We start from the raw sequence: 18,134 nt of genomic DNA on the forward strand, positions 1-18,134 counted from the left end.
TCCGTGAGCAGGGAGACCGCCCTCTTTCCACGCCCGCGCGTGCCCCCCGGGCACTGCTCTCCTCTACGACCAGCGCATGCCCAGGGCCGACAGCTCCTCGACACGCTGTGCCGACAACTTCCCGGCCCTGGCCCGCTGCTGGCTGATCCACGCCCCGAGCCGCACGGCCTCGCCGTCGACCTCCTCGGTGTGACTGCGTGGTACGTCGAGGGTTCCGATACGGGCGCGGTACTGGGCAGCCGCCCGCAGGTTGTGCGCCCACATCTCCTCCCGGGTCCGCTTGGCGGGGGCGGGGGCCGGCGTGATGCCGAGCGTGGTGAGCATCGTCTGCTGCTTCCCCGACAGCATCCCGAATTCCTTGCGTTGCGCGGCGGCCCAGCGGCCGAGGCCCTCGCCGTCCTCGACGAGGATGCCGGCCCCGAGCGAGCCGCCCGTGCTTACGTGATGCCGGGCGAGGCGGAAAGCCCGCTGCCAGTCGATGCTCCACTCGGGGCACCAGTCCGGGTCGATCTCCGCGAGGGCGGTGCGGCGCTCGGCGGAGAGCGGCGCCTTCGTTCGGCGGGCGGCCGCGCGCTGGTTCTTGAGCCAGCGGCCGACGGGGTATCCGTCGAGGTCCGCGTCCACGGGGGCGGCCAGGCCGACACTGGATTCGGCGGCCCAGGCGGCGGCCGCTGCCAGGCCCTCGTCGAAGCGTGCGTCGAAGAGGTTCCAGAGCATGCCGAGCTTCTCCAGCTGCACGACGCGGCCGCCGTCGAGGTTGCCGGCTTTGTAGTGGCGGCGGCAGTCGGCGATCCAGACGCCGAGCGGGAAGCCGGCGGGGGACCAGTCGTTGGGGGTCCGGAGGCCGTACGGGACGCGGAGGTCCTCGTGTTCGGCGCGGTAGCGCTGGGCGGCCTGGAGTCCGCGACGCCACTGCACTCGCTCGGGGTTGAGGACTCGCAACTGGACGAAGCTGGCCAGCTGGTGGGCGTCGCGGGGCTTCGAGAACCGCAGGAGCTCGCGGGCCGGGGCGCTCACGGTGGTCTGCTCGTCGTCCGGGGCGCCGTCGCGGTCGGCGGGCCCGGGCCCGGGGGTGTCGGTGCGTGCGGGGTGCGGGTTGCCCGGGTTGGTGAGTTGCTCGATGCGGGCGTCGTGGGCGCGCAGCGCGGCGAGGAGCTTGGCCAGGCCCGCGTACGCGGGGGAGGTGAGCATCGACTCCGTGGACTCGCCGGTGGCGAGGAAGGCCGGCACGAGGAGGGTGGCCATCTTGCCCTCGCCGGGGTGCATCCGCAGGGCGCGGCCGACGGCCTGAACCAGGTCCGGCATCGAGCCGCGCACGTCGCAGAAGATCACGCCCTCGCATTCCCGGGTGTCGACGCCCTCGCCGAGGACCTTCACGCTGGCGATGAGGGAGAGCCGGGCGTCTTGTCCGCTGTCGGTCAGGCCAGCCGCGAACTGGGTGAGGACGTTGCGCCGGTGGGCCGGCTTGTGCTCGCCGTGCAGCCACTGCGCCCAGACACCGGTGTCCTCGGAGGGCGCCGGTTCGTCGTCCTGGTGGCGGAGGTCGCGGGCTTTTTCGGGCAGGCCGACGGCGAATGCCTCGGCCTCGGACACCCGCTGGTGGAAGCTGAGGACCCGGCGCAGGCCTTCTTCCTCGGCGGCCTTGAGGGTGGCCGCCTGGAGGGCGCCGAGCCGCAGCCCGCGTACGGCGTCGGAGTCCTGGCCGGCGGCCAGCGTCGCAGCGTTCAGTTGGTGGTCTTGCACGTCCACGACCACTACCTGGTACGGCGCGACGATTCCGGCCTCGATCGCGGTGTCCAGCGGCAGGCGGTAGGCGACGCGGCCGAACAGGCCGTCGGGGTCGTCGGTCATGGAGGCGACGAGTTCTTCGCCGTCCTCGTCGTCGCCGTCGCCCGCGGCCCAGATGCGGGGGGTGGCGGTCATGTAGAGGCGCGCGGCGGCCGGGATGCGGGCGTTGTCGTGGACGACGGCCCAGGGCTTGCCCGCCCGGCCGCTGGTGCGGTGCGCCTCGTCCACCACGATCAGGCCCCAGGGTGACAGGCCGCTTTCGTGGGCGGCTTCCAGGATCCCGTTGCCGAGGGAGGCGTACGTCGCGAAGACGATGACGCTCCCGTGCGCGGTGAGCCGTACCAGGGTGTGGGGGTCGGTGGTGTGCGGGAAGCCGGTCTCGTGGGAGTCGAGAGAGGACACCCCGACGAAGGCGCCGGTGCTGCCGCCGTCCCGCCAGGCGCGGGCGGTCTGGTCGAGGAGGTCCAGGGAGGGGACCAGGACCAGGACGCGGTCCCCGCCGACCTGTTCGGCGGCTTGTACGGCGACGAGGGTCTTGCCGCTGCCCGTGGCCATGATGACCTGGGTGCGCAGGCCGCCGGCCGGGGCCTCGGCGGGGGAGCGGGGGGTGAGTTCCTCGACCGCGCGGGCCAGGGCCTCGCGCTGGTGAGGGCGCAGCGGAGGAGCGGTGCGGGTGTCGGTCATGGGCTCGCCTTGCTCTCGGGTTCCGGGCCCTGGGGCCGGGTGGCGGTCGGGGTGGAGGAGCGCTGGGCGTGATCGGGGCAGAAGTCGCGGCCGTCGCGCAGCCTGCGCCATCCGCGTGCGCGCAGCCAGGCTCGGAGCGCCCGGTGGTGGGGCATCAGGACCGGGGCGTACCACTCCTGGTCGCAGTCGGAGTCGGTCTCGTCGGTGAAGTCGCAGCGGATGGTCGGGATGTTTCCGGCGCTCACGGTCGTACGTTCCGTTCGGCCCAGATGGCGTACTCCTGGCGGACGTAACCGCGAGGGTCGGCTGCCCAAGTGGGGTCGTCGACGGCGCGTGGGCCGCTGGTCGTGCCGTTCGCGGCGTCGTAGGTCATCAGCTTGGCGATGGTCACCTGGACCGGGGTCTGGACCTTGCCGTCGCTCGGGTCGGCGTTCAGGGTCTGCTGGTCGGTTAGGGCGGCGTGGCGCAGCAGCCAGTCTCGGTCGCTGATCCGTCCGGAGCGACGCAGTCGCAGGATTTCCTCGGTCTCCTGCTGGACGTGCGGGGCGTTGAGGTAGGCGGTTTCGGGGGAGGGCGGGAGGGTGCTCATCTACTGATCCATTCGTTGCGATTCACGGGCTCGATGTGACTCAGGTGCAGGCGCCGGTGTGCGTCACGGGAATCGCTCCGATCGGGCTCGGGACGAGGAGGACCTGTCGGCCTCAATGGTCTGCGCGGAGCGATGACGCTCACCCCAGTATGCATCCATCTCAAATGCATTTCAATGAGATGCGTGCGCTGGATGTCGGGGGTGGCCGATCGGGGTTCCGCCACCAGCCACCGGAGAAGTCTGGGGTCTATCCGGTTCTCGGCTGCGGAGCCCAACACGTCCCCTACGCTGCACGCCATGACGACTACGGAACCGGGCCGGATAGCCCGGTGGCGCGCCCGGCGGGCCGAGCGAGTTGCGCGCCTGGCCAACGCTGGCAGGCTCACCCCCGGGGCCCGCGGCATCCTCGGCACCATGGGTATCAGCATGGTCGGCACTGGGGGATTCGCCGTCTTCCTTACCGAAGTTGAAGCCGGCCCCACGGCTCTCATAACGATCGGAGGCCTACTGGTCGTACTCGCCACCATGGGCCGACGAATCTCCAGCATGAACCTCACCGACGGCGCCTTCGAGTTCGAGCAGCACGTCAGGGAGGAGCTCGACCAGGCGCAGGACGACAGTGAACGTGTCCGAATCGCCAGCAACGCAGTTGCCGAACGGCCCCGCATCCAGAACATCCCTGACATCGCGGCCACCTCCGAGCACGCTTACCAGAGCGTGCTCGGGAAACGCCTCATCGCCCACTTCGGCGATCGGGTCGAGGTGGAAAGCTGGCTTGACGATGAGCACGGCCGCGCCGACTTCGTGGTCGCTGCGGGCAGCAAGAGCGTCATCATCGAAACGGCCTTCGGCAATCCGACCAGGGTGATGGACAGAGACAGACTGTTCAAGCACATCAGGCCGCGCTTCCTCATGACGGACCACGCGGACGCCATCGTGATCGTGAGCAACATGTTGGAACCCGGCCTTCAGGACCTCAATGCAGCCCGTAACTGGGCCGCGAGAGGAAACAAGGCCTTCTCCTACGTCCGATGGACGACCGACATTGATACGGCCGGTCTAATCAGGTCCGTCGAGGCTCATCTTCAGAGCTGACTCCCGACCGGCGACTCACAAGTGCGCCTATTTGACGGCCCCGTTGAGGAGAAGACAGGCAGTTGGTGCCCTGCCCCGGAGCGCACGCTCCGGGGCAGGGCACCTCAGTCCTGGGACTTCCAGGCACGGATCTCCAGCCCGACGATCGGTGTGCCGGGCTCGATCTTGTCGTTGTCGACGAGCCACTTCTGCACGGCGGCCGCGACGTCACCGCCAGCCGCGTCGACCAGTGCCTTGAATTCGGCGCCTTCGAACCCTTCCTCGCCCGAGCCCGGGCCGCCGCGGTTGTCGGCGTAGGCCCGCTCCTCGGTTCCATCGCGGCGTTGGACGACGTTGCGGCGGACGCCGGGGGAGTCCGCCCGGCGTCCGGCATCGTGCTTGAAGGATCCCTTACGAGCCCGGACGGTGAAGGCGATCCGTCCGCCGTTGGCGGCCGCGTCGTCGACCACCGGCCGGAGCCGACCGGCGCCGGAGGCGATGTGCTGCTTGCCGGCTTTGGCCAGGGACGAGGACCAGGCCTTGACCGGCCTCCCGTCGGCGCCGGTGACCGTCTTCCCCTTGGCGTCCTTGACCGTGCGCTCCGCCCTCACCCGCGACTTCCCGCGTACGCGGGCCTTGTAGCCCTCGCGGTTCAGCCGCGGTTGGACATGTCCGGCGGCCAGGGCCTTGAGGCTCGCGAGGTCCCGGGGGCCGCCGGCCTGCACCTCCTGGACCACGGCCCGCAGCGCCTCCACCATCGACGCGCCCTTGTTCTGCGTGAAGAATTGCGAGACCAGCGACGGATTGCGGCCGAGGATCTCGCCGACCTGTTTCCGGCTGAACCCGGCCCGCTCCAGCTCCGAGGTGAGCCGCGCGGCTTCGTTGCGCTGTGCTCCCCGGCCGCCCGCCGGCCTCCTCCTGCGCGGCGTCACGCGGCCGCCTCCTCGTCCTCGTCGTCACACTCGTGGTCGGCGTACACCGGACTGTCGTCCTCGAACTGGCCGTCGCCCTCGTCGCCGCAGCCGTGACAGCGCCACTCGGCGCTCCACACCACCACGCCCTCGCGGCCGCAGTCGTGACCGGAGTCGACGGTGTCCGCGTCCTCCCACACGGCCTCGCCCGAGGCGCCGCAGGCCGGGTGCTCCCACTGGCCACCCCAGCCCACGTCGGTGCTGCTCACATGCCCTCCGATTCGTAGGCCTGGCGACCCAGCTCCTGTAGGACGTAGAAGTCCGCGTCCGTGCGCGGGGCGGGCTGCTCCCAGGCCATGCGGCCCTTGAGCAGGTAGTCGCCCGGCTCCCCGCCGTACTCCCAGTCGACCGGCGCCGCGGTGTAGATGGCGTCGGTCCGGAACGCCAAGATGCTCCCCGCGGGAAGGTGCAGTGCGCCGGCCTTCATGGGCTTCCCCGTCTGCGGGTCCTTCGAGCTGGTGTTCACCGACAGCAGGGCCGCCCGGGCCGCCGACCACACCCCGGCCGCCCACTCGGGATGGGCGTACTGGTCGCGCGCGAACCCCTGGTTGCGCTCCCAGGTGACGTGGGTGTCCGAGATGCCGGTCAGTCGCGCACCGTCCGGCAGATCGGGCACCTCGCCGCCGGCGCCCAGCTCCAGCGAGCCGGTCGTGATCCGCGGCCGCTGTGCGAACGTGCCGATGCCGTAGAGAAGGATGGCGCGCACCGCGCGGGAGGCCAGGCGGCAGGCCTGCTTCTGCTTCTCGTCGCCGTGGATTTCGGCGGTGGCCCGCAGGGACTGCCAAGCGTCGCGCAGTTTGGTGCTCCAGCTCTTGAGCGGGTCGCCGGACTCCCACAGCAGGCCGTCGAGGATCTCGATCCGCCACGGCGCGATCGGGTTGCGCAGCGCGAGGTTGATTTCGGCGCCGCCCGCCCAGGTGGTGAAGCTCCGGCCGCCTTCGTACGGGTAGTGCCAGGCCCGCTCGCCGGGGGCCGGGGCCGGGAGCAGCCCGACGTGATTCCAGTCCTTGGGGATCGTCACCCGCACCTGCCAGTGCGACGGCGCGAACAGCGCGTTCGTCTGCTCCTTCTGGGTCATGGCCGCGAAGGTCGCGGCGGTGACCCGACGCGGTACGCCGACACCGGACGCCCAGGTGTGCTTGGCGTACGCGAAGGTCCGGTCGACCTCGTACCAGCCGGGCACCCGCTCTGGTACGCGCGGCGGCGCGATCAGCTCGGTCCGCCCCTGCCCGGCGGTGGCGTGGAGCAGGCCGCGGATCTCCTGCGACATCACGGGGAAGCCGTCCGCCCACTTCGCGCCAGGCTTGGTCGGGATCGTCCGCGACCACAGGTCGCGGCCGGTCTGCGACGGCGAGCCCATGAGGACCACGTCGTCGAAGTGCGGGCGCAGAGCCTTCCACAGCTCGACGAACGCGGCGCGTACCGTCGCGGGGTCGGCGCCCTCGGGGTCGAACCACTCGCCGATCGAACGGATTTCCGTGTGCTGGTCGCCGCGCTGCCAGCGTCCGACCGGGTTGCGGGGGTGGACCAGGTGGCCGGCCTGCCGGTCCTTGCCTCGCGAGGCCTCGACCGTCCAGCCCTCCGGGGGCCCTGCGTTCAGCCAGGCGGCGACGGCGTCCTTCAGGAACTCGTGCCGCTCCGCGCCCTTGTGCCAGGGGTCGCCCGCAGTGATGTAGATCCGCTCGATGGTGGCCGGGGCCTGTGCGTAGACCGCGGTGAGAATCTCCGCCACCGAGGCCCGGCCGAGGTCGAGACGGACGGTGCCGCCCTGCCACACCAGGACGCCGGTCGCGGTGTCGAGGAACGCCATCCCCCGTGCATCCTGCTTGAAGTTCGGCCGCTTCGACGCGAGGTCGGGTTCGGCGCGGAACCAGGCGTCACCCTCGGCACCAGCCGGAATCGAGGGCAGGACGCGCTCACCCTCCCCAACCCCCGCGGCAGCGGGCGCCGGAGCGACGTCGGCCTGCTCGGTTTCGGCGAGCACCTCCAGGCGGGAGGTGCCGTCGAGGGGCGCCGCGCCGAGGCGAGCGACGGTTCCGGAGGGCTCGACGGTTTGCGGCTCATCCGGCTTCGGCGGCGCGGCCATTTCCTTGATCGGCTCTGCGGGCTCCTGAACGGCCTGCTGATCAACGGTGGCGGTTCCGGTCACGGAAGGCGCCGCAGGCGCCCCAGGGGCGGCCTGGGGGGCCAGAGAGGGCACCAGGGCCACGATGTCGATCACACCGAGGCCTGCGGCCGTCGCGATCCGGTCGGAGGTTGCCTTCGCGTACCGGCCGAGCTCGCGGATCTTCTCGGCTCGGCGGTCGCGCAGCTTGGCGACCTTGGCCTGGAGCTGGGTCAGCTCGCGCTCCAGAGGCTTCAGTTCGTCGCGGACGGCCCTCAGTTCACCGAGGCCGGCCGAGTAGTCCTTGTTGTCCATCTGGTCCCCCTCAGGTGTTGGCCATGTCGACGAAACGCGACATGTAGAGCTGCTGCGCCACTGTGATCGTTGCGGTCGGCCCGTTGCGGTGCTTGCCGACGATGATGTCGACCTCGCCGGCCCGCGGGCTTTCCTTCTCGTAGGCGTCGTCGCGGTACAGCAGGATGACCATGTCCGCGTCCTGCTCGATCGAGCCGGACTCACGCAGGTCCGAGACCTGGGGCCGTCTTGTCCGCCCGCATCTCCGGCCCGCGGTTGAGCTGTGACAGCAGGATGATCGGCAAGTGGAGTTCCTTCGCCAGCAGCTTGAGGCTCCGCGAGATGTGACTGACTTCCTGCTCGCGGTTGTCGTGGCGCTTGCCGCCGCTTTCGACCAGCTGCGCATAGTCGATGATGATCTCGGCGAGGTCGGGGATGCGGGTCTTGAGCCGACGGCACTTCGCCTGGATCTCGGCCAGTGAGCGCGCGCTTTCGTTGATGTAGAACGGTGCCTCGCTGTACCGCTGGGCGGCTACGGCCAGCTTCGTCCATCCCGTCTCGTCGAGCGTGCCCGAGCGCAGGTGATGGAGGGGGACGTCCCCTTCCGCTGAAAGAGCGCGCATGTTCAACTCGTCGATGCTCATCTCCAGCGTGATGAACGCCGCCGGGCGGCCGGCGGCGGGAATGGGCTGCCGGTTCTTCCCGCGCGGCATCGTGCACGCTCGCGCGAAATCCATGGCCAGCGTGGACTTGCCCATGCCGGGCCGGGCGGCCACCACGATGATCTGGCCCGGCTGGAAGCCGTTCGTCAGGGAGTCGAGGTCGGTAAAGCCGGTCGTTACCCCGGTGAGCTCGGCGCCCGACTCGGCTGCCTGAATCATGTCGAGGGTGCCTTCGAGGGTGTTGCCCGGGGTGAAGAAGTCGTCCTGCCGGTCGCGTCCTTCGGTCACCGCGGCGATCTCAGCGGCGGCGCTGGCGGTGATCTCGTCGAGCTCGCCGACGCCCTCGTATCCCATCTGGACGATCTTCGTGCCTGCGGCCACCAGCCTGCGCAGGACGGCCCTCTCGCGGACGATCTCGGCGTAGTACTCGGCGTTCGCCGAAGTCGGTACGGCCTGCACCAGGGTGTGCAGGTAGGAAGCACCGCCGATCTTGGCGAGGTCGCCGGACTTCAGGAGGGCGTCGGCAAGGGTGAGGGGGTCGACCGGGTCCTTGGCGGCCAGTTCCAGGATTGCCCGGTAGATCGTCTGATGGGCCGGTCGGTAGAAGTCGTCGGCGGCCAACAGGTTGGAGACGTCGGTGATGGCGGTCTTCGACAGGATCATGCTGCCGAGGACCGACCGCTCTGCCTCCAGATCCTGGGGCGGAAGCCGGTCGAAGGCCTGGCGGTCGGGCTGCTTGTGTGCGGAACGGAAGGTGGGCTTGATGTACGGCCCGTCCTCCGTCGGCGGCGCATCAAGTGGGACACTGGTCATGGATCTCTTCCTGTCAGGTGGTGGTCTGGAGCGGCGGCCGGTTCTTCGCGGGAGCGGCCGCCGCCGTCATGTTCGCGGCTGGGTCAGACAGCCGGCCGTCGCAGGCCGGACAGGATCGTGGCGACCTTGTCCGGCATCGGGACAGGCGCGAAGTCGGGGTCTTCGGCCACAGCCGGGCGAGGCCTGGGTACGTCCTTGCGGGCCAGTCGGCGGGGGAGGTCCTCGATGCGGGCCTTGAGCACCTTCGTCGGACGCTTGACGCCCTCGGGATTCTGGGTGAGCTCCGTGGCCAGCGAGTTGTCCAGCTCCCAGCCCTGATCGGCAACGACTTCAGCCAACAGGGGAGCGAGGCTCTTGGCCGTTACGCGCCCTGCGGTCCAGGGGCGGGGCAGTGTCTGCAGGAACTGCGACGCGGCTTCCACCTGCTCGGCTGATGGCGTGGGGTTGGTGGGGATCTCCCCCTCCTCCTCCCGCGCCGCAGGCGCCACATCATCCGCACCTGTCCCGAGGGGGTAGGGGGAGGAGGTATTTACCTCCTCCGGGGGGTGTGGGGGGGAGCCCGTCCCACTTCCGGTGTTCGCGGACGTGGGCTGACCTGCGGAAACGAACGATCCTCCACGTCCGCGAACAGCGCTTCCGCCAACACCGGAAGAACCCTTCTTTCCGCGAACACCGGAAGTGGGCTGACCTGCGGAAACAGTAGTTTCCGCGAACACCGGAAGTTTGGTGGCGGGCTCCTCGGAGGCGTCCTCGGGCGAGTAGTCCGGGTTGTCCTCGAAGTGCTCGTACACCTCGTACGAGGTCAGCCCGCGGTACCCCTTGCCCTTCGGGTTGGGGATGGTCGTGCGGCGGATGAAGCGGGCCTCGATGAGCCGGGCGAAGGACTCGTAAACGGCGTCCCGGCCCACGAGCTCGGTGCCACTCTTCGCCGACCGCACGCCCGCCTCGCGAACCGAGGCGACGACGCCGGGCACCGTGACCTGGAGGCCGCCGTTGATCGCGAAGAGGACGTGGAGGTAGACGACGTAGTCCAGCTGGTGGGTGAGGCGGCCGCTGAAGGCCACGGCCCGCTGAACGCTGACGGCGCGCGCCGGGGCCTGGCCCCGGACGATGGTGGCGGCGAGGTCGAAGTCGTGGCGCTCGCTCATGCCGACACCGACTTGCGGCTGCCGGCTACGGGCAGGACGGTACGAAGGCGGACCTCCACCCACATGGTGGCGGTCGGAGGGTAGTTCGGGTGCACGGCACTCCTCCTGACGGAAGTTGTGCCGTGAACTCTCCACATCGGGGCTTGCCCGAAGGCTTGCCCAATGCGCGAAAGGCGCAGATGGGAGGCTTGCCCATCTCCCGGGGGGCTGAACGGCCCACCCGTGGGCAAGCCCGAGTAACCGACCCCGGTCCAGTGGAGGAGGGCAGCGCGCAGAAGTGGTTGATGGAAGACCGCCGTGGCGGCTCGGTGCTCGTTTGTCACGTAGGGATCCCTCTGTGAGGGAGCCATGGATCAGCTGATCAACTGTGACGCGGGCCACCTGGGTAAGGGTGTGCTGGGCTTGCCCAGGGATCGTTGTCTATTGTGTTGGGTAGGTGACCGGCGGGCCCTTGATGGTCCAGGCACCCAGCGCGGTCACCGCGCTGAACCACGACTCCGACGCTTGCCGGCTGGGGAGTCGCTAGACGGCCGTCCTGTGCTAGCAGGGCGGCCGTCGCTCATTTCATGCGAAGGCTGTGCTCTTGGGGCGTATTGTCCCCGCGTCTATTCCGTGCTCCGGAGCGACGCGCTTGCTCTTGGTTCGAGGGCTTCCGGCCGTCTGAGAAACCGGAAGGAAGCTGTGTACTAGAGGCTTTCCTCCCCGAGGGGCAGGTCGTCGTAGATCAGCTCAAGGCGATCTGCGGCTCCTACGACCTGGAGGACCTCTACGGGGCGGTGCGCCGAGTCGCGAGTGACTCGCTGTATCAGCAGAAGGGGAACCGCTTTGCCGACCGCGAGGATTGTTGCCTCGTCTCGCATGGGCAGGCGCGCGGTGACACGCACGTTGGCCCACCGGGGGCTCAAGCCTCCGCGTTCCATCGCGCCGAAGATGCCGCCCGCAATCGTGTCGGGAGTGTCCAAACCGAGATCGGCGGCGAGGGAAGCTTCGTACCAGGCGGTCTGTACCTGGACGACCTCCTTGCCGATCGACGCGTGGCGGATTCGCCGGACGACAGGGGCGCCCTCCAGGATGCCGAGGGCCTCCGAGACGGGTCTGGGGGCGGTAGTACGGTCCACGCTGATGGCCTGCATGCGACCGTCCAGACCTTGTTCAGCCGTAGCGGCCTGCCATGGGCCCTTTGGGCTGTCCGGGTGCAGCACCCCGCGGTAACGCGAGAGCGATACGCGCACCGGAGTTCGGTCCCGGACCACTGTCCCGTGACGGGGGCGGCGAATGACGTAGCCGCGTTCGACAAGGTCGCGGTATGCGCGATCGACCGTGGACTTCTGCTCTCCCTGCGCGATCAAAGTGGCGTTAGTTGGCATCTTCATGCCGGGTAGCCACTCTCCATCATCGATACGTGCTGCCAGGCGGTCGGCCAGGTCTCGCCACTGTTCATGGGTGGGCATCGCGGATCCCTCCTCTCTGAGGTCGACAACATCAGAGTAGCGCATTAAGTCGGGTTATTGACGGGCTGTCATGGTCGACATCGTGGGCACGTCACCAGCCGAAACCGGGGGTCGCCTCCCCGGCCCGCAGCTGCGGGTGTAAGACAGGAGTCATTGGGAGCCGCCATTCGCGGAGGGGCGTCCACGGCGAAGCTCAGCCAGCACGTGCTCCGGGTCGCCGTCGTAGACGATGTGCGGCTCATCGGTCGGTGGGGAGAAACGGCCCGCGTGCCGAAGCAGATCCTCTTCGCTGAACTCGATGCTATTCGGGTCGATGAGCGACTTCTCGTTGCGTCGGCGGATTCGATCCCAGCGCACCTCGTGCGACAGCGGCAGGTAGATGAGGACGGGCTCGCCGCCGACCTCCATCACGGTCGCCGCCCACAGGGCGCGCTCCTCCGGAGTCCAGAAGCCATGATCGACCACAACGTCGTGTCCGGCTGCCAGGAGCTGCTGGAGTTCGAGGCCAATGTCCTTGAGAACTGGTGCCTCTCTGACCAGGAACTCTCCGCGAGGGAAGTCCCTGCCGTAGTGACCGTAGCGCCGGAACATCTCTTCGTCAGGGCAGAGACGCTGGAAGCCGGCCTTCTCCAAAGCGCGGGCGAGGGTCGTCTTTCCTGCGCCCTGGAGACCGGACATGAGAATCGCGCGAGGCGCGGGCCCCGGTTTGCCCGCCAGGGCCTGGGAGATGCGGCTGATCTCGAATCGTCCCTTCAGAGTCAAGGTGTCGGCGTCCTGGGCACGAAGGAGCTCACCGAGGCTGGCTTCCAGGCAGTTCGTCAGGGTGTCGTCGATGAATTCCATCCCGGCCGGTCACCGTATGCCCCCCGACGTAGTACGCCGCGTGCGTCCAGGAGCTCCCAGATCTACGCCGTACTCAAGAAGTTGCCCGTCAGCGTCAAGGAACTTCGCGGTCAGCACCAGGATCGCTGCCAGGGTGTCGGTGTCAAGCTCCAAGAGCGCGAGGTCCATCGGCGTAGCGATCCGAGCAGCTTCCTCGTCCACGCGTTGGACAACTTCTCGTCCAGTGGCTCGGGTCACGAGATCCAGCGACAGGCCCCCCTTCAGACGCTCGCTCCGTGCAAGCTCGGGGACCAGTTGGGCGAATCCAGCCGGAATCCATGAGGTGGAGTGGGAGACGATTCCATGAGCATCTCGGTAGACACGGCTTCGTCGGATCACGTCGCTACCAGGGGCGATACCCAAGACGCCTGCGACGTCGTCGGGAGCCGGCACCAAGCCCGCGGTGTGGCCGGAGGACTGCTCGCCGACCCCCCAAGAGGATTGCGTCCTACTGCTGCGGTCATGCCGCTCTGCTCCCGAAGAGATGGGCACGCGAGTTCCGATCACCTCGGTGCCGATGCCGTGGATGCCGCTTACGAGTTGCTCCTCCTTGAGTACCCGCAGCGCCTTTTCCACCGTGGCGGTACTGACGGACCACTCCTCCGACAGCAGCTTGATGCTCGGCAGGAGCGCGCCAGGCGACAGTGCACCGGACTCGATCAGGTCTCGGTAATGGGCCGCGATACGCGCGTACGGCGGCCTGTTGTCGGCCCGGCTCATCCCATCGCCTCCTTTGGTTACTCAACATCCTAAGTTCCTTACCGTACCGCTTGACACCCTAGGGAACCATAGGGAACCCTAGGGGTGCAAGGTGATCCGCAAGGAACGCCGCAGTAAGGCCGTAGGAACCCCTTCCCCGTACGGGGAGGGCCGGGGTTGATAGATCCACCAAATCCCCCGGAACAGTCCCCTGACTGGGTGGTTCCTCCATGCACATCGCAGCGCAGATGCGCTGTCCGCTCATCAGGACGCCGGGCTCGACCCGCGTGGCCTGACGGGCGGAGAGAGCACCGCGACGTACTCCGTCCCCTCTGACCACGAGGAGTCCCCATGACTACGACGCCCGCGGCGGCGATGGCCAGCAAGCGCCGCCGCAAGACCCGCACCAAGAACGTCAACAGCCGCCCGCCGGTCATCGCCTCCAAGCTCAAGGTCACCGAGATCGACCTGGCCCTTGGCAGGGAGCACCTGGTCTGCCCCGATTGCTCCACCTGGGTCCCGATCACCGGCATGTTGGGCACACCGAAGTTGGTGCCCCACCACACCGACCGGGCCAAGACCGCAGACCCGCGCCGCTGCACGGCCGGCAGCAACCGTCAGGTCACCATCGACGTCGAGGCCGACGCCTTGCGCACGCAGCTGATCGAGGGGACCCCGACCGCCGCATCCCGGCGCGCCACCAAGGTGCTGCCGAAGCCAACGGTGCAGCCGGCCCCGGCCGCCAGCCAGATCAAGACCGTCCCGCTCGACGCGGAGCAGGTCAGCCGGACGTTACGTCAGCACCAGCAGCGGTGCCTGGCCTGCAAGGGAAAGGCCGAGAACGCGGATGGGCAGACGCTGCCCTGCCCCGATGGTGAGCGCCTGGCCGCCACTCGTGACCGTCTGCTCCGCCAAGAGCCCAAGCGCCAGGCTGGCCGCGACTTCTTCGCCCGGGAGCGCCGGCGCTTCGACCGCCAGTACGCTGCGGCGGCCCCCGCGAAGCGGACGTCCGAGTGGGCCGCGGTTCAGGGGAAGGTCAGTGACGTGGACGCCGCGCGGAAGCTGCTGCCGCGCGGCGACCGTCCAGCTGATGGCCCCAGCCTTCCGGAGGAGCCGGAGAACCTGGAGCGTCACAACCAGCGGCAGGCGGAGTTGGGCAGGCAGTACGCCGCCCGGAAGTCCCAGGCCCCGACGGCGGCCTGACCGGCACACAGAGACCGAGACGACCACGGCCCCGGCCGCCCCGCAGACGGGGCGGCCGGGGCCGTGGCTGCTCGTACAGCAGTCAGAAGCGACGAACCCCGGGTAGCCCCCGGGGGTTCGTCTTGCAGTCCCCCTCCGGAAAGGGAAGACGCACATGCACAGGATGACATCTACTCAGGCTCGCCGGATGCGCCGCCCGGTGCTCCAGGCCGCGATCGACGCCGGCGCCCGCTGTACCCAGGCCGACACCGATCCCGACCTGTTCTTCCGGGCCGACGGCGAGCCGCCGGCCATCTGGCAGGCGCAGCGTGCCGAGGCGATCGGCTTCTGCCATGGCTGCCCCGTTCGGGCGGCCTGTGAGGAGTTGGCTCTGCGCGATGGTGATGGCAACCCGCGGGTCGACGACCTGGTTCGCGGCGGCCGTTCCGGCTACGAGCTGGTCGCCCTCCGCGAGCTTCAGGCCCAGCGCCTCGCCGCCGCGATTACCGCCGACGAGGCCAGCGGCCAGGAGTGGAGGAAGCTGACCGGCCTCGCCGTTGAACTGGGGAGCGAGGCTCGCAGGATTCCGGCCAGGAGCGGTGGTATGCCGCATCAGGCCGTGCTCCTGAGGCAGCAGAGCGAGAGGATCGCCGAACTCGCCGCCAAGCTGGCTGTGGTGCGCACCGCCCGTCGCGCCCGGACCGGTTGGGAGGTCGCGGCATGACCGCCACCCTGACCCCCCGCGCCGGAAAGGTCGATGACATCCGCCGCGAGGACGACTCCCGTGGCTACGAGCGGGACGAGACCGACTCCCTCCACCAGGTCGGCACCCTGCTGCTCACGATGGCCGAGGGGGACGACGCCCGGATCCCCGAGGGGCGCCGGGCTCGGCGCACCCTCGCGGAGATGGCCCCCGGTTACATCCGCCCCCCGGTGCTGCGTTTCAACGTGTCGGTCCGCGCGGCGGACGAGGCCTGCGGTCTGTGCGGCTACTGGACCTGCCGCTGCCCGGTCGCCGCCGATCCTGCCCCGTCGACGAGCGCGACGGACACGGTCCGGTGAGCAGCTGCGGGCACCCGCCGACGTTGGTCACCGTGAACTCGGTCGGTGCGGACGGCCGGCCGTACCAGTCGATTCGGCACGATCCCTGCACCTGCGGGGTGCCGCCGCAGCCGCAGCCCGAACAGAAGTAAGAGGTCTGCGTGTACATACCGGTCGCTCGTACCGCCCAGCATCACGCGGTACGGGCCATCGCCGCGCGAGGCCTGAGGCACCCCCTCACCCAGGCGCTCCTGGCGGCCGCCGTGCTCACCGCGGCGGCCGCGTGGGAGGCCGGCCACCGCGTCACCGACATCCATCCGCCCCTCGCTCGGCGCGGCAAGAGCTGACTTGCCCAGCGTCCCGCCTAGCGAACCCGGCAGCCAGGTTCTCGACCGCAGCCCTGGCCCCCCGACCATCGGCGGCCCGCCCACGGGCATTTCGCCCTTTCACCCTCTTCGGTCCGGGAGAGCCTCGGACCCGCTCGTTGTCAGGAGAGCTCATGCAGCGCAGCACCCAGCTTGACACTCCCACCACCACCGGCACGGCCCGGCGGATGCCGGAGTCCCTGTGCACGCACCGGCCGACGTGCCCGACCGCCGACAGCCCCGACCGCGAGGCCGCGCACCATCGCCTCCCACCCCGAACAGGGCTGGGCGCTCCTCTGCAACTCCGTTCTGGTGTTCGAGGACACCGGTGAGCTGCTCCCCGACGGGCAGATCGTTGCCCCGCACCGCCCCCTCGTCGCGACCACGGCCTGACGGCTGCCTAATGGGAGCTGCCGGGTCGGTAAGACTCGGTGCTGTAGCCGCCAGCAGGTGAGCACTCAGGTTGCCGGAAGCGTTCGATTTCTGGGATCAGACCGTGCCCCTGCTGGTCGGCCGGAAGGCCAGACCGCTGATGGGGTGGCGTGCCCGCCGAGTTCGGCGTGAGCACTGGATCCATTAGGCCGCGCGCCGTGTCTTCCGCAGGCTGCACCACACAGGCGAAGTGCTGACAAGGGAGAGCGCGTTGCTGCTGATCGGCGATGACTGGGCTGAGGATCACCATGACGTCGAGGTCCAGGACGAGACGGGCCGGAAGCTGGTTGTCGCCAAGCTCCCCGAGGGCGTGGACGGCGTCGCCAAGCTCCACGAGCTCGTCGCGAAGCACGGCGGTGAGGATCTCGAATCCAGCTCCGTCATCGTCGGGATCGAGACCGACCGCGGGCCATGGGTCCAGGCCCTGATAGCCGCCGGCTACCAGGTCTACGCGATCAACCCCCGACAGGTCGCCCGTTTCAAGGAGCGGTACGGCACATCGGGCGCCAAGAGCGACAAGGGCGACGCACACGCCTTGGCGGACATGGTCCGCATCGACCGTGACCAGCTGCGGCCCATCGCCGGAGACAGCGAGCAGGCCCAGGCCATCAAGGTCGTTGCCCGCGCCCACCAGACTCTCATCTGGGAACGCACTCGCATCTTCCAGCGGTTGCGTAACGCACTGCGCGAGTACTTCCCTGCCGCCCTGAATGCCTACGCCGACCTCACTCTGCTCGGCGCGGACGCACTGGAACTGCTCGTCAAGGCGCCCACGCCGCAAGCCGCAGCAAGCTGACTCGCTCCCAGATCACAGCTGCTCTGGCCCGCGCCCGCCGGCGCAACCGGACGGCGAAGGCAGCCGACATCCAGACGGCGCTGCGTACGCAGCACCTTGGGCTGGCTGAGCCGGTGACCGCCGCCTACTCGGCCACTGTGACGGCTCACGCCCGGCTGTTGATCAGCCTGAACGAGGAGATAGCCACCCTGGAAGCGCAGGTGAAAGCCCATTTCCATGCGCACCCGGACGCTGAGATCTACCTCTCCATGCCCGGCATGGGAGAGGTCAGCGGTGCCCGGGTGCTCGCCGAATTCGGAGACGACCCCACCCGCTATGCGTCCGCCAAGGCGCGGAAGAACTATGCCGGCACCAGCCCGATCACCCGGGCCTCGGGCAAGAGCCACACGGTCCAGGCCCGCTTCGTGCGCAACAACCGACTCGCCGACGCGTTGCGGCCCAGGCGTTCTCCGCACTGAACAGATCTCTCCCGGCGGCCGGGCCTACTACGACAAACAGCGCGCCCGTGATGTCGGCTACAACGGGGCCCTCCGACAGCTCGGCAACCGGCTCGTCGGGATCCTCCACGGATGCCTCAAGACTCGAACACTCTACGACGAGGCGACCGCCTGGTCGCACTACGCATACCTCCATGCCGCTTGATCTGAAACGACATGGGGTGTCTGATCCGCCCGCGCCGGCCGCCGCATCCTCGGCGGCCGGGTCGAGGGCGGTGAGTGGGAGCCGGACAGTCCGGACCAGCAACGAGAGGGACGGCCATGCGCGGAGACCGCGTCCGCTCACCACCAACATCGAAGCCCTCGGCACCCGGCACCAGGCCGGGGACCAGGGAACCGTCGAGGAGGTCCACACCGGCGGCCACCTCACCGTCCGCATGGACGACGGCCGCACGAACTTCCCCACCCGCGACGAGGTCACCACCGACTCGCGGTGAATCGACTGCCGGTCCCCTGATCCGCCCCCACCGGCATCGACCCCGACTACATGCGGCCGTTCCCGGCGGCCGACGCGATGTACGACATCGACACCGCGCCGCTGAGCGAGCCGGACACCGGGGCGATGACCCCGGCCGCCGTTGCGTGGCTGCGCCAGCACCTCGGGCAGGACAGCAGCGCGTTGCCTGCCCGGCGTTGACCACCCCAGCACAACGGCCCTCCGA

At 69.3% G+C, this 18,134-nt stretch carries 17 protein-coding genes and 3 pseudogenes; 9 read left to right on the forward strand and 11 right to left on the reverse strand.

Going from position 1 to position 18,134, the window contains the following annotated elements:
- Positions 1-63: 63 nt before the first annotated feature.
- Genes OG906_RS40975 through OG906_RS40985 form a run of 3 tightly spaced genes read right to left on the reverse strand, consistent with a single transcriptional unit; the run spans position 64 to position 3,061 of the window.
- On the reverse strand, positions 64-2,472 hold the full coding sequence (locus OG906_RS40975) for a DEAD/DEAH box helicase (RefSeq protein WP_329449119.1): 2,409 nt from the start codon (positions 2,470-2,472) through the stop codon (positions 64-66).
- Positions 2,469-2,717 (reverse strand): hypothetical protein, encoded by a 249-nt coding sequence (locus tag OG906_RS40980; protein ID WP_329449118.1) that lies wholly within the window; start codon positions 2,715-2,717, stop codon positions 2,469-2,471. Before OG906_RS40980 ends, OG906_RS40975 begins: the two co-directional genes overlap by 4 nt.
- The gene (locus tag OG906_RS40985; protein ID WP_329449215.1) at positions 2,714-3,061 is read right to left on the reverse strand and encodes a hypothetical protein; all 348 of its coding nucleotides are present in this window, start codon (positions 3,059-3,061) and stop codon (positions 2,714-2,716) included. The genes OG906_RS40980 and OG906_RS40985 overlap by 4 nt, the downstream gene beginning before the upstream one ends.
- Before the next feature lie 297 nt (positions 3,062-3,358).
- On the opposite strand from OG906_RS40985, the gene OG906_RS40990 reads away from it, so the two are divergent.
- On the forward strand, positions 3,359-4,156 hold the full coding sequence (locus tag OG906_RS40990; RefSeq protein WP_329449116.1) for a hypothetical protein: 798 nt from the start codon (positions 3,359-3,361) through the stop codon (positions 4,154-4,156).
- A gap of 104 nt (positions 4,157-4,260) precedes the next feature.
- Here OG906_RS40990 and OG906_RS40995 read toward each other — a convergent pair whose 3' ends face one another.
- The 8 genes and pseudogenes from OG906_RS40995 to OG906_RS41030 form a co-directional block, all read right to left on the reverse strand.
- Complete coding sequence (locus OG906_RS40995; protein WP_266976261.1) at positions 4,261-5,067, reverse strand: hypothetical protein; 807 nt, start codon at positions 5,065-5,067, stop codon at positions 4,261-4,263.
- Entirely contained in the window at positions 5,064-5,315 is a 252-nt protein-coding gene (locus tag OG906_RS41000; RefSeq protein ID WP_329449115.1) for a hypothetical protein, read from the reverse strand. The genes OG906_RS40995 and OG906_RS41000 overlap by 4 nt, the downstream gene beginning before the upstream one ends.
- Positions 5,312-7,525: a Mucin-19 gene (locus tag OG906_RS41005; protein ID WP_329449114.1), complete on the reverse strand. Its 2,214-nt coding sequence runs from the start codon at positions 7,523-7,525 to the stop codon at positions 5,312-5,314. Before OG906_RS41005 ends, OG906_RS41000 begins: the two co-directional genes overlap by 4 nt.
- Positions 7,526-7,535: 10 nt before the next feature.
- Positions 7,536-8,979, reverse strand: a pseudogene (gene dnaB / locus OG906_RS41010) (replicative DNA helicase).
- An 83-nt stretch (positions 8,980-9,062) separates the two neighbouring features.
- Positions 9,063-10,127: a hypothetical protein gene (locus OG906_RS41015; RefSeq protein WP_329449112.1), complete on the reverse strand. Its 1,065-nt coding sequence runs from the start codon at positions 10,125-10,127 to the stop codon at positions 9,063-9,065.
- Positions 10,128-10,813: 686 nt separating this feature from the next.
- Positions 10,814-11,578, reverse strand: a complete 765-nt coding sequence (locus OG906_RS41020; protein ID WP_266976251.1) for a GntR family transcriptional regulator — start codon at positions 11,576-11,578, stop codon at positions 10,814-10,816.
- A 150-nt stretch (positions 11,579-11,728) separates the two neighbouring features.
- Complete coding sequence (locus tag OG906_RS41025; RefSeq protein WP_329449111.1) at positions 11,729-12,421, reverse strand: AAA family ATPase; 693 nt, start codon at positions 12,419-12,421, stop codon at positions 11,729-11,731.
- 9 nt (positions 12,422-12,430) lie between these two features.
- Positions 12,431-13,180: a GntR family transcriptional regulator gene (locus OG906_RS41030; RefSeq protein ID WP_329449216.1), complete on the reverse strand. Its 750-nt coding sequence runs from the start codon at positions 13,178-13,180 to the stop codon at positions 12,431-12,433.
- A gap of 330 nt (positions 13,181-13,510) precedes the next feature.
- Here OG906_RS41030 and OG906_RS41035 point away from each other — a divergent pair, with 330 nt between their 5' ends.
- The 8 genes and pseudogenes from OG906_RS41035 (at position 13,511) to OG906_RS41070 (ending at position 18,109) form a co-directional block, all read left to right on the forward strand.
- The gene (locus OG906_RS41035; protein ID WP_266976245.1) at positions 13,511-14,362 is read left to right on the forward strand and encodes a hypothetical protein; all 852 of its coding nucleotides are present in this window, start codon (positions 13,511-13,513) and stop codon (positions 14,360-14,362) included.
- A gap of 187 nt (positions 14,363-14,549) precedes the next feature.
- Positions 14,550-15,065, forward strand: a complete 516-nt coding sequence (locus tag OG906_RS41040) for a WhiB family transcriptional regulator (protein ID WP_329449109.1) — start codon at positions 14,550-14,552, stop codon at positions 15,063-15,065.
- A complete protein-coding gene (locus OG906_RS41045) occupies positions 15,062-15,403 on the forward strand; it encodes a hypothetical protein (RefSeq protein WP_329449108.1) in 342 nt (113 codons plus the stop codon). Before OG906_RS41040 ends, OG906_RS41045 begins: the two co-directional genes overlap by 4 nt.
- Positions 15,404-15,543: 140 nt before the next feature.
- A complete protein-coding gene (locus OG906_RS41050; RefSeq protein WP_329449107.1) occupies positions 15,544-15,729 on the forward strand; it encodes a hypothetical protein in 186 nt (61 codons plus the stop codon).
- Positions 15,730-15,947: 218 nt separating this feature from the next.
- Positions 15,948-16,140, forward strand: a pseudogene (locus OG906_RS41055) (DUF5999 family protein).
- A gap of 250 nt (positions 16,141-16,390) precedes the next feature.
- Positions 16,391-17,617 (forward strand): annotated as a pseudogene (locus tag OG906_RS41060) (IS110 family transposase).
- A gap of 70 nt (positions 17,618-17,687) precedes the next feature.
- Complete coding sequence (locus OG906_RS41065; protein WP_329449217.1) at positions 17,688-17,909, forward strand: hypothetical protein; 222 nt, start codon at positions 17,688-17,690, stop codon at positions 17,907-17,909.
- Between the two features lie 50 nt (positions 17,910-17,959).
- The gene (locus OG906_RS41070) at positions 17,960-18,109 is read left to right on the forward strand and encodes a hypothetical protein (RefSeq protein WP_329449106.1); all 150 of its coding nucleotides are present in this window, start codon (positions 17,960-17,962) and stop codon (positions 18,107-18,109) included.
- Positions 18,110-18,134 lie beyond the last annotated feature (25 nt).

Source organism: Streptomyces sp. NBC_01426, from assembly GCF_036231985.1.
Taxonomy (GTDB): Bacteria; Actinomycetota; Actinomycetes; order Streptomycetales; family Streptomycetaceae; genus Streptomyces.